Source organism: Pseudomonas sp. GM18, from assembly GCF_000282195.1.
Classification (GTDB): Bacteria; Pseudomonadota; Gammaproteobacteria; order Pseudomonadales; family Pseudomonadaceae; genus Aquipseudomonas.
In genome coordinates, this window is sequence record NZ_AKJT01000044.1 from 114,846 (window position 1) to 126,258 (window position 11,413).

At 61.9% G+C, this 11,413-nt stretch carries 10 protein-coding genes and 1 tRNA gene; 4 read left to right on the forward strand and 7 right to left on the reverse strand.

Features of this window, described 5'->3' with window-relative positions:
- Nucleotides 1-55: 55 nt before the first annotated feature.
- Nucleotides 56-967 carry a LysR family transcriptional regulator gene (locus PMI21_RS14420; RefSeq protein WP_007938323.1) on the reverse strand — a complete coding sequence of 304 codons (912 nt, stop codon included), beginning with the start codon at nt 965-967 and terminating at the stop codon, nt 56-58.
- A 141-nt stretch (nt 968-1,108) separates the two neighbouring features.
- On the opposite strand from PMI21_RS14420, the gene PMI21_RS14415 reads away from it, so the two are divergent.
- Together PMI21_RS14415 and PMI21_RS14410 are read left to right on the forward strand one after the other, a co-directional pair.
- Nucleotides 1,109-1,492 (forward strand): DoxX family protein, encoded by a 384-nt coding sequence (locus PMI21_RS14415; RefSeq protein ID WP_007938325.1) that lies wholly within the window; start codon nt 1,109-1,111, stop codon nt 1,490-1,492.
- A 41-nt stretch (nt 1,493-1,533) separates the two neighbouring features.
- Nucleotides 1,534-2,373 carry a pirin family protein gene (locus PMI21_RS14410; RefSeq protein WP_007938328.1) on the forward strand — a complete coding sequence of 280 codons (840 nt, stop codon included), beginning with the start codon at nt 1,534-1,536 and terminating at the stop codon, nt 2,371-2,373.
- A gap of 129 nt (nt 2,374-2,502) precedes the next feature.
- Here the strand turns inward: PMI21_RS14410 and PMI21_RS14405 are convergent, their stop codons facing one another.
- From PMI21_RS14405 to PMI21_RS14395, 3 genes are read right to left on the reverse strand one after another with little or no spacing between them, the layout of a single operon-like run.
- Complete coding sequence (locus PMI21_RS14405) at nt 2,503-4,011, reverse strand: tripartite tricarboxylate transporter permease (protein ID WP_007938330.1); 1,509 nt, start codon at nt 4,009-4,011, stop codon at nt 2,503-2,505.
- A gap of 24 nt (nt 4,012-4,035) precedes the next feature.
- Nucleotides 4,036-4,527 carry a tripartite tricarboxylate transporter TctB family protein gene (locus PMI21_RS14400; protein ID WP_007938332.1) on the reverse strand — a complete coding sequence of 164 codons (492 nt, stop codon included), beginning with the start codon at nt 4,525-4,527 and terminating at the stop codon, nt 4,036-4,038.
- Between the two features lies 1 nt (nt 4,528).
- Nucleotides 4,529-5,494: a tripartite tricarboxylate transporter substrate binding protein gene (locus tag PMI21_RS14395; protein ID WP_007938333.1), complete on the reverse strand. Its 966-nt coding sequence runs from the start codon at nt 5,492-5,494 to the stop codon at nt 4,529-4,531.
- Nucleotides 5,495-5,718: 224 nt separating this feature from the next.
- Between PMI21_RS14395 and PMI21_RS14390 the strand changes: the two genes are divergently transcribed.
- Nucleotides 5,719-6,372, forward strand: coding sequence for a hydrolase (locus PMI21_RS14390; protein ID WP_007938335.1), 654 nt, complete (start codon nt 5,719-5,721; stop codon nt 6,370-6,372).
- A gap of 49 nt (nt 6,373-6,421) precedes the next feature.
- Nucleotides 6,422-7,774: an OprD family porin gene (locus tag PMI21_RS14385; protein ID WP_007938337.1), complete on the forward strand. Its 1,353-nt coding sequence runs from the start codon at nt 6,422-6,424 to the stop codon at nt 7,772-7,774.
- Nucleotides 7,775-7,792: 18 nt separating this feature from the next.
- Here PMI21_RS14385 and PMI21_RS0128115 read toward each other — a convergent pair.
- From PMI21_RS0128115 to selA, 3 genes are all read right to left on the reverse strand, one after another.
- Nucleotides 7,793-7,888 (reverse strand) — tRNA-Sec (locus PMI21_RS0128115).
- A 6-nt stretch (nt 7,889-7,894) separates the two neighbouring features.
- Nucleotides 7,895-9,814, reverse strand: coding sequence for a selenocysteine-specific translation elongation factor (gene selB / locus PMI21_RS14380; RefSeq protein WP_007938339.1), 1,920 nt, complete (start codon nt 9,812-9,814; stop codon nt 7,895-7,897).
- Complete coding sequence (selA, locus tag PMI21_RS14375) at nt 9,811-11,259, reverse strand: L-seryl-tRNA(Sec) selenium transferase (RefSeq protein WP_007938342.1); 1,449 nt, start codon at nt 11,257-11,259, stop codon at nt 9,811-9,813. Before selA ends, selB begins: the two co-directional genes overlap by 4 nt.
- Nucleotides 11,260-11,413 lie beyond the last annotated feature (154 nt).

Below are 11,413 nucleotides of genomic sequence, written 5' to 3' on the forward strand. Positions count from 1 at the left end.
AAGGCTGCGCATTATAGAGGGCTTTTGGCCAGTACTGCTGATGCATATGGATAGGTCAGCCTTGCGCCGGGAATGCCTCCACCCTCAGTTTCTCCATCACCAATTCAATGAAGGCCGATACCGCCAACGGCAAATGCTGCCGGCTCGGGTAAAGCACATGCAGGCCAAAGCCTGCACGCTGGTAATGCGGCAATACTCGTACAAGCCGGCCCGCCTGAAGATCGAGCCTGGCGAGCGTCGGCGGCAGCAGCGCGATGCCCAGGCCGGCCACCGTAGCCTTGCGCAGTGCCTGGGCTGTGTTACCGGAAAAACGGCTGGCGATTTGCACCTCTTCCTCCACGCCTTCAGGCCCGGTAAGACGCCAGGTGGTGAAGCCGCTGGGATGGGCGAAACTCACGCAGTCATGGTTCACCAGGTCCTGCAGCGTACCGGGCATACCGCGAGCAGCTACATAAGCCGGACTCGCCACCAGGCCCTCGCTGCCTGCGCCGAAGAGCTGGCGCCCGACGTAGCCTGAGTCTTGTAGAGGACCGCCGCGAAACGCGATGTCGATGCGCTCGGCGATCAAATCGGCGCGGGCATCACTGAGCACGAAATCAAGCCGCACCCGCGGATGCGCGGCGAGAAAATCAGCCACCCATTCCATTGGGAAGAAGTCGAAGAAATCCGCCGTCGCGGCAATGCGCACCAAGCCGCTGGGTTCCTGGCTGCCCGTCATCAACTCGTGCCCGGCCTCGATCAGCCCGTCCACCGCGCCCACGCAGCGCTCGTGAAAAGCCTGCCCGGCATGGGTCAGCGTCAATTTGCGCGTGGAGCGTTGCAACAGTCGTGTGTCGAGTTGCGCCTCGAGTTGCTGGACACGCCGACTGACAGTGTTGGGCGGCATGCCCAGCCGCCGTGCCGCTTCGGCAAAGCTGCCGCTGCGCACCACTTGGACAAACAAGGCAATGTCATTCAAGTCGAGCATAAAGCGATAATTCCAGCAAAAAATGGATGAGCGCAATCCAATTGTGCCATCTAATCAACCAATCTGGGCGCGCTTATCCTTCTTGCATCGCAGCAGTTAGCCCTTTAACTGCGTAAACCACAGGCAAGGACATCGTTTTCCATGACTAATACTTCATCCCTCTCCCCTGTTCAAAACCGCATCCTTTGGGGTGTTCGCATCTTTCTGGCCTTGGCGTTCGCCGCGGCCGGCATCGCCAAGCTGGCCGGTGCGCCGCAAATGGTCCAGGTGTTCGACGCCGTCGGCCTTGGGCAATGGTTCCGCTACCTGACCGGTGCCATTGAAGTGGCTGGCGCTGTGTTGCTGCTCATCCCGGTCACGAGCTTCTTCGCCGGGCTGCTGCTGACGGCGACCATGGTCGGCGCAGTGGTCACGCATCTCTTCGTGATTGGCGGCAATCCCACCCCTGCCCTGGTGCTGCTGGCGATGTCTGCCTTCGTGGCCTGGCGCCAGAAGCCCGTGGCCTTGCTCGGTGCAGCGCGCTGATCCTTCGGAACGGCGACCGACTCAAGATTTGAGGAAAACCTATGAACAGCATCGTCGCAACACCAACACGCGCCATCGTTCACCGAACATCCGGCAGCACTCACGGGCCGATCACGCGACTGATGAGCCCTGGCGACCTGGGCCAGTTGTTGAAGCCTTTTGTGTTTCTTGACCTCTTTGGCTTCAAGCCCCAAGGCGGGCAGAACGGTTTCGGCATGCACCCGCATTCAGGGATCGCAACGCTGACCTACATGATCGATGGCGGCGTGGCGTACGAAGACACCACGGGCAAGACGGGCGTGCTGCCCACCGAAGGTGTGGAGTGGATGCGCGCCGGTAATGGCGTGTGGCACGACGCTAAACCGGTCGGCAACGGCCCGATATCGGGCTTCCAGCTCTGGGTCGCCCTGCCCGCTTCGCACGAAAACGCACCGGCGGAAAGCCTCTACCTGGCGCCCTCGCAGATCCCGCAAGAAGGCCCGGCGCGTGTGCTGCTCGGACGCTACGGCGCCGCGCAAAGCGCGATTGCGGCACCTTCGGACATGAACTACCTCGTCGTGCGCTTGAAAGACAGAGAACGCTGGCGCTACACGCCTCCCGCCGGCCACAACGTGGCGTGGCTGGCGGTCAATGCCGGTCGGCTGGACGTTGGTGGCCCGGTGAACACTGGCGAGCTGGCGGTGTTCGAGGAGTCAGACCAACCCATCGATTTCGTGGCGCACGGCGACACGTCTTTCGTGCTGGGTTCGGCGGTGAAGCATCCGCACGATTTGGTGATGGGGCGTTACTCGGTGCACACCAGCAGAGCGGCACTGGCTCAGGGCGAAGCGGAAATTCAGCGTATTGGTGCGCGTTTGTTTCATGAAGGACGGCTGGCCTAGCACTGATCGTTCCCACGCTCCGCGTGGGAATGCAGCCCGGGACGCTCCGCGTCCCTTCCGGAGCCGAACGCGGAGCGTCCGTTGAGGCATTCCTTTGCTGCGCATGGGAACGATCTGCTTGCGAGTCGCTCAATCATCCTCATGCAATTTGATCCCGCGTTTATGCAGCAGATACGGCACCAACAGCACCAACAACGTCACCGCCAGGACCGACGCCGCTATAGGTTGCGTCACAAATATCATCCAGTCGCCCTGGCTGATGGACAAGGCGTTGCGCAGTTGTTTTTCCGCCATTGGCCCCAGCAGCATGCCGACGATCACCGGGGCGACGGGGAAGTCGAAACGGCGCATTAACACCCCGCCCCAGCCGATGCCCAACATCAGGAACAAGTCGAAGGATGAGTGGCGCATGCCGTACACGCCAATGGTGGCGAACACCAGAATGCCGGCGTTCAAGTACGGCCGAGGGATCTGCAAGAGTTTGACCCACAGCCCCACCAACGGCAGGTTCAACACCAGCAGGATGACGTTACCGATGTACAAAGAGGCCACCAGGGTCCAGACCAGTTCGCCCGAGGTCTGGAACAGCAGCGGCCCCGGTTGCAGGTTGTAGTTCTGGAACGCGGCCAACAGAATTGCCGCCGTGGCGGAGGTCGGTATGCCCAGGGTCAGCAGCGGCACCAGCGAACCGGTGGCGCTCGCGTTGTTCGCCGCCTCGGGACCTGCGACGCCTTCGATGGCGCCCACGCCTTTGCTGGCGGCGAATTCTTTCGGGTACTTGCTGAGTTTGCGTTCGGTGGAATAGGACAGGAACGTCGGGATTTCCGCGCCACCGGCCGGAATCGACCCGAAGGGAAAACCGATCAAGGTGCCCCGTAACCACGCGGGAACCGAGCGTTTCCAGTCGGCGCGGGTCATCCACAACGAGGTCAAGCGGTGTCGGCCGGCCGTTTCTTCCTTTTGGTAGAGCACACCGTACAAGGCCTCGCCGACGGCAAACAACCCTACCGCGACCAGCACCACTTCGATGCCATCGACCAGTTCGGGAACCCCCAAGGTGTAGCGGGCAATGCCTGAAGTCGAGTCGAGGCCGATCAAACCGATGGTCAGCCCGATGCCCAATGAAGCAAAGCCGCGCAGCATCGACGCGCCGAGCACTGCCGACACGGTGGTGAAGGCCAGCACCAGAATCGCGAAATACTCCGCCGGCCCGAATTTCAGCGCCAGCGTGGCCACGAGGGGCGCGAACAACGTCAGCAAGATCGTTGCGATGGTGCCGGCCACGAATGAACCGATGGCGGCCGTTGCCAGGGCCGGGCCTGCCCGTCCGTTGCGGGCCATGAGGTTGCCTTCCAGGGCCGTGACCATGGAGGACGATTCCCCCGGCGTGTTGAGCAAGATCGAAGTGGTCGAGCCGCCAAACTGAGCGCCGTAATAGATGCCGGCGAACATGATCAGCGCCCCGGTCGGATCGACCTTGGCGGTAATCGGCAGCAGCAAGGCGACGGTCAGCGCCGGGCCGATCCCCGGCAACACACCAATCGCGGTGCCGAGCAGGCAGCCAATAAAACCCCACATCAGATTGATCGGCGTCAGCGCGCCAGCAAAGCCGACTGCCAGACTCGAGAGAATATCCACCTTGTCGACCTCCTGCGGCCTGGATCAGATCCAGGCGTTGATCAAGGGCGGAAGGGAAACCCCTAGCCCGGCGGTGAAAAGCCAGTAAATCGGCAGCGTCAGGGCAATGCCGATGGCCAGGTCCCGCACCGGGCTGCGACTGCCAAAGCCCCGTGCCGAACAGGCAAACAGCAATGCAGCAGCCAATACGAAGCCGATGTAGGAAATGAGCAACGCCACGCCCACCAGCCCTGCCGTAACCCAGGTCGCCCCGGACTTGCCGCCGGGCTCGGCCCCGGAAGTCTCATGATCATCGGCGAGGTTGCGAAAGCCACCGGTGAGCGCGTGATAGCACATCAACAGACCGACAGCGCCCAGACATGCCGCGACGGCATAGGGGTAAACGTAGGCCGGCATGATCACGAACCCCATCTCGGCGGGAAACCGCGAGGCGCCGACCGCCAATACCGCACTGATAACCACAATACCGATGCCGATCGCCAGTTGGGCCGGCCTTACGCTCCAGCGCCCGGCCATCTCAAAGCAGCCCGACCTTGACCAGCATCGCACGCAGGCGTCCGTGCTCCTCATCGACGAATTTGCCGAAATCATCCCCGGTCAGAATGCTCGGCGACCACGCATTGGTTTTTACGTTTTCCTGCCAGACGGCGCTTTTGGTGGCGGTCAGCACGGCTTCGGTCAGTGCTTTGCGCTGTTCAGGCGTCAGGCCCGCTGCGCCGTAAACACCCCGCCAGTTGCCGATTGTCACGTCATAGCCACCCTCTTTGAGGGTCGGTGCATCGATGCCTTCAACGCGATTGGGCGCGCCGACGGCCAGTAAGCGGAACTGTTTGGACTGCACGTATTTGGCCAGCTCGGCGTAGCCGCCGGTGATCACCGTGATGTGGCCCCCCAGCACCGCGGCAACGACTTCGCCGCCACCGGCGAAGGCGACGTAATTCACTTTGTTGACGGGGATGTCCATTTTGCTCGCCAGTTCGGCGATGCCGATGTGGTCGATCGACCCCTTGGAGCCACCGCCCCATTTGATGCTGGACGGATTGGCTTTGAAGTCCTTGAGCAAGTCCTCCAGGGTTTTGTACGGCGAGTCGTCGCGTACGGCGATCACGTTGTATTCGGTAAACAGCCGGGCGATCGGGGTCACGTCCTTCAAGGTAATTTGCGGTTTGTTCTGCTCGATGGACGCGACCATGATCGCGCCGACCACAATCAGCGCATCGGGGTCACCCTTGGTGGCGTTGGCAAATTGCGCCAACCCCAGGGTCCCGCCGGCGCCCCCCTTGTTCTCGAAGGTGGCGGCTTTGGCCGTTTGGGCCTCGACCATGGCTTTGCCCAGGACTCGCGCGGTCTGGTCATAACCGCCACCGACCGAACCGGGGGCCATGAACTTGACGGTGTCCAGCGCAAAAACGGGGGATGCGAGTGCGGCGGCGGTAATGAAAGCGGCGAGGTTGCTGCTGAATCGACGGGCCAGTGCAAACATGAGACGTCTCCGGATAGCCGTTCTTGTTGTTTTCGATCAGGGAGAGCCCCTGTTCGGTGAGCATGCGTCTGGAAACAAGCGTAGGCCATAGATGTGTTTGTTGACGGTCTTTGTGCTGATGCGCCGTTAATCAAAGACAGCACATCGACTCAATATCCGCGTCGAAATCTGCGCAACCATAGGCCTTGTGAACCAACCCACAATCCACTTGCAAGGACATCACCATGGCCATCGCAAAAGCAGCACCTGGCAAAACCCTGCTGAACCCAACCGACCACACCCTGATCATGATCGATCACCAGTCGCAAATGTCCTTTGCGACCAAGTCGATCGATGCCGTCACCCTGCGCAATAACGCTGCCCTCGTCGCCAAGGCCGCCCGGGGCTTCAAGGTGTCGACCATCCTCACCACCGTCGCCGAGAAAAGCTTCTCCGGCCCGATCTTCGACGAAATCAAATCGGTGTTCCCGGAACACAAAGTGATCGACCGTACCAGCATGAACACCTGGGAAGACGAGCGCATTGCCGTTGAAGTCAACGCCTTCGGCAAACAGAAAATCGTCCTGGCCGGTCTGTGGACCTCCGTGTGCATCGTTGGCCCGGCACTGTCGGCCATCGACCAAGGCTTCGAGGTGTACTTCATCGCCGACGCCTGTGGCGATGTCTCCATCGAAGCCCATGAAATGGCCGTGCAGCGCATGATCCAGCTCGGTGCCCGCCCTATGACTTCGCTGCAATACCTGCTTGAACTGCAGCGCGACTGGGCACGTACCGAGACTTACGACGAGACGGTGAAAACCTCCATCGCCAACGGTGGTGCCTATGGTCTGGGCCTGATCTACGCCAAGACCATGTTCCATGCCTCTGAAGGCCATTGAGAATAAATAGCGACTCTTCGGAGTCGCTGTTTCAGGCGGGAGATTAATCATGTTTTCTTTAAAAAACCTCCCGCGCATTTCCGGTCGGAAGGACGTACCCAAGGCGTCCTTCTGGCTCTGCGTGTTTTTTGCCGGAACAGCCCTGGCGGATGAGGCACCGGAGTCCGCGCAAGGATTTCTCGAGGGCGCGAAGCTTGAGGTGCTCAGTCGAAATTTCTTCCTCAACAGCGATTACCGCTCCCCCTCGCCTTCGGGCAAGAACTACAAACAAGAGTGGGCTCAAGGCTTTATCGGCTCATTTGAATCTGGATTCACCCCCGGCACGCTAGGTTTCGGCGTCGACAGCCACGCCTTTACGGGGCTGAAGCTCGACGGCGGCAAAGGGCATTCGGGAACGGGGTTACTGCCACTGGACAGTGACGGTCGCAGCGAAGACAACTATTCCAGTGCCGGTGGCGCGTTGAAAATCAGGGTTTCCCGAACCACCCTGGCCTTCGGTGAAATGACCGTCGAAACCCCGGTGTTCGACACCGCCGACAAACGCCTGCAACCGGAATACGCCACGGGCTTTCTGTTGAACAGCAACGAAATCGACGACATGAAGCTGGTGGCTGGTCATTTCACGGCGTTCAAGAATCAGGACAACACCACAAGCAAGGGCAACTTTTACGGCTACGGTGCCAACACCGAAGCCGGTGGCATCACGTTTCTGGGCACCGACCTGTTCACGCACAGTCCTGTCGGCGGCGCGTTGTACGCCTCCGAGCTGAGCGACACCTGGCGGCAGTATTACGCCAACCTGCACCTGAAACAGTCCGGCGTGTTCCTCGACGCCAATCTTTATCGCACGCAAGACACCGGCAAAGCGCTGGCCGGTGCCATCGACAACACCGCTTATAGTCTCTCGGGCAAATACACCCTTGATGCCCATGCCTTCACCCTGGCCTGGCAACGCATCAATGGCGACACACCGTTCGACTTCGTCGGTGGCGACTCGATTTATTTGGCCAACTCGATCAAGTACGCCGACTTCAACGGCGCCCACGAACGCTCCTGGCAGGCGCGCTACGACCTCAACCTCGGCGCTTATGGCATCCCCGGCCTGAGTTTCATGACGCGTTATGTCAGGGGCAGCGACATCGACGGCACCCGTGCGCCCAAGGGTGGGGCCTACAACCCGTTCGACCCGACCATCGGCGAGTACGTACCTCAACAGGGCGATGGCGGGCGGCATTGGGAGCGCGACATCGACCTGCGCTACATCGTGCAATCAGGTTCCGCCAAGGGTTTGTCAGTGCAACTGTCCCATGTGTCTCATCGGGCCAACACCGCTCAGGCGGGCGATGACATCGACAGGGTTTACGTCGTCATCCAGTACCCGCTGACCTTCGGGCACCTGTGATCAAGGTCACCGTGGAAATGGCGGAAGGCAGCCGGAGTCGAACCGGCCCGGGAACGGATGCCGTCCCCAACCGGGTTTGAAGCCCGGCCGCGCCACCGGGCGCGATTACCTTCCTTGAAGTCACTCTGGCGCCTGTTGGGCCAGTGCATTGTCGAGCCGGATGTGGCGCCGGTCGCCAAAGCGGCGGGTCAGGCCGAGCCGGTCGAAGTACTCAAGAATCTGAATGCTGCGCTTACGCCCCAGGCCCACGGCATCGCGAAACGCGGCGACCTGGATCACCGGCTCATCGCTGGCCAGTTGCACCAGCATAGCCGCCAATCGGCGCAGCAGTATTTCGGTGTAAAACAGGTCCCGGACCACTTGGTGCAGCAGTCCCAACCGCGCCATCTTGCGCAGTAACAAACGCACGGCGGCCTCGTCATGGCTAGTCGCTTTAGCCAAATCACGCACCCACGGCGGATCGAAACCCGCCTGTTCGAACAGCGGCTGTAATTGCTGCCATAGAGTTTCGTCGTCCTCGCTCAAACGCACTTGATGATCGGGCAAATGCAGCCACGGGCCGCTGGCCACGATCGCGCCGCTGGCCAGTAATTCGTCGAGCAAGCTCAGGAAAGTCGGCCGATCCAATGCAGTGCCAGCGAAGCGACGCAAGCGATCCCTGTCCGGTCCCATTTGGTCCGGCTCGAGTTGATGAAAGCGTGCGAGATGCTCCAGCAGCGGCGCTTTCAGGGCTTCCCAGCGCACCGCGCTGAACAGCAACGGCCCCTGTCGCGTATCGATCAAGCGCACGTCATCGGGCAATTCCCAAGTCTCGCGTGGACGATTGAACTGACGCTCCAGACGCTGCGGATCGAGCCCGGTGTCGCTGTTGGCCAGCAGCGCTGGCAGTGCCGCTTCCAGGCTATTGGTGCTGGCCAGCGCTTGTAGCTGCGCCAATCGCTCGGGGCTGCGACGATGTCGGGCCGGGGCGAACGGGTCGAGCACTCGGCCACCGCCGAGGGTGCGCTGAGCGCTTTGGTCACGCAGGATCAAGCGGTCGCCCTTCACTGCCAGCACCGGCGCGTTCACCAGCAACTGCGCGAACATCTGCCCGCCGGGTGCCAGGCTGGAGCCTTCCAGCAAGGCCACCCGCCCCGTCACGTCCTGAGTTCCAAGATGCACATGCACCGGCTGAAAGTGCTCGAAGCTTCGCGCTTCGCTGGCCAACACGTTCATCTGGATATCCAGACGCTGGGTCGGCGCGTGCAGCCATTCGGCCAACAGCCAGTGGCCGCGGTGAATCTGCTCCAGGGCCAGACGCTCGGCACTCAGGTTCAGTGCGACGCGCTGCCCGGCCATTGCGCTGTCAGCGGCTTGGTTCTGCGCATGCAGGCCACGCACTCGCACGGGTTTACCCAGTGGACTCAGCATCAGCGCATCGCCCACTACCACCTGACCGGACAATGCGGTGCCGGTCACTACGATACCGGCACCGGCTACGCTGAAAGCCCGATCAATCGCCAAACGAAAACCGCCACTGGCGCTGCGTTGAACAACCTCCCGTTGCTCAGCCAGTAACGCCTGGCGCAGTGTCTCGACGCCCTCGCCGGTCACACTCGACAGCGCGATTTGCGACGCGCCGGCATAAGGTCCGGGCGCCAGCAACGTTTCGATCTGCTCACGAACAGCCTGCACCCGGGAAGGATCGACCCGGTCGCATTTGCTGATTGCAATCAGCGCCCGAGGAATGCCCAGCAACTCGACAATCGCCAAGTGTTCACGGGTCTGCGGCATGACGCCGTCGTCGGCCGCCACCACCAGCAACACCAGATCAATGCCCTGAGCACCGGCCAGCATGTTGTGGGTGAAACGCTCATGGCCGGGCACGTCGATAAAACCGGTCAGGGCGGCGCCCGGTTCCAGCGCTGCATAGAGGTAGCCGAGGTCGATGGTCATACCGCGTTCGCGTTCTTCGCGGCGACGATCACCGGCCTGCCCGGTCAATGCCTGGAGCAAGGAAGTCTTACCGTGATCGATGTGCCCCGCGGTGCCGACAATCACCCGTCCCGGCCCTCCTCCTGCAGTTGATCGAATTGCGCCAGCTGACTGAGCTGCGCCAGCCACGCGGCTTCGTCATCGAGTTGGCGCAAGTCGAGCCACAAAGCGTCATCGTCAATGCGACCGAGCACCGGAATGGGCAGTTGCCGCAATGCTGCCTCCAGCCCTAGCAATCGACGCCCCCGCAGGCGTTTGGAAACGTTTGGCCGCAGGCATAACGCGGCGCTTGGCAACCGGGCCACGGGTTGGCTGCCGCTGCCGATCATGCCCAGCGCCGGCACCGCGCTGACGCTCCAGCCATCGCCCAGCACCTGCGCCAGCGACGGTTGCAGGCGTTCGGCCTGGGCGAGGATGTCGGTTTGAGGGCGAGTCAGCAGACGCAAACTGGGCAGACGCTCTGCCAGTCGATCGGGATCGCGATACAGCACCAAGACGGCTTCGAGGGCCGCCAGGGTCAGTTTGTCGACCCGCAAGGCGCGCTTGAGCGGGTTCTTTTTGATCCTGGCGATCAGGTCTTTGCGGCCGACGATCAATCCGGCCTGGGGACCGCCGAGCAATTTGTCGCCGCTGAAGGTGACGATGTCCGCGCCATCGAGCAGCGCCTGGCGCACTGTCGGTTCGGCAGGCAGGCCCCAGCGGGTCAGGTCCAGCAGGCTGCCGCTGCCGAGGTCTTCGAGCAAGGGCAGTCCGTGGCGGTGAGCCAGTTCCGCCAATTCCGCCGTCGGCACTCTCGCGGTGAAGCCTTCGATGCTGTAATTGCTCGCGTGTACCCGCATCAGCAGACCACTGCGCGGGCCGATGGCGGCCTCGTAATCGCGGGCATGGGTGCGGTTGGTGGTGCCCACTTCGTGCAGCTTGACCCCGGCACGGGCCATGATGTCGGGAATGCGAAACGCGCCGCCGATTTCGATCAGCTCACCACGGGAAATGATGCCTTCCTTGCGCGCGCCCAAGCTGTTGAGCGTCAGCAACACGGCGGCGGCGTTGTTGTTGACCACGGTGACTGCTTCGGCGCCGGTCAGTTCGCGGATCAAGCCTTCGATCAAATCGTCCCGGTCGCCGCGCTTGCCGCTGTGCAGGTCGAACTCCAGATTGAGCGGATAACGCGCGGCCAGTTGCACCGCTTCAATGGCTTGTTCCGGCAACAACGCGCGACCGAGGTTGGTGTGCAGCACCGTGCCAGTGAGGTTGAACACCCGGCGGATCTGGCTGCGATGCTGAATCGCCAGACGCTCACCCGCCCTGCCCGCCAATACGTCGGGGGCGATTTCAGCGGCAGCCAATTCACCGTTGTGCACCGGCTCGCGCAAGTCATCGAGCAGTTGCCGCAAGCCGGCCAGCAGTGCGTCGCGCCCGTAACGTTCGGCCAGCGTTTGGCAGGCGGGATGGCGCAGCAAGCTGTCGATGGAAGGCAGCCGCAAGGCTGGGCTGGCGGACGTTGCGCGCATCAGAGGCTCCCGGAAGCGATTGACCGTCGCGTCTGAGTGTAGCCGCTGAGCTCACCGCTCAAGTGCTGTTCACTTTCAGCCGCAACGCATTCCTTGTAGCAGCTGCCGAAGGCTGCGTCCGCCCGTAGCAGCTGTCGAGCTTGCGAGGCTGCGT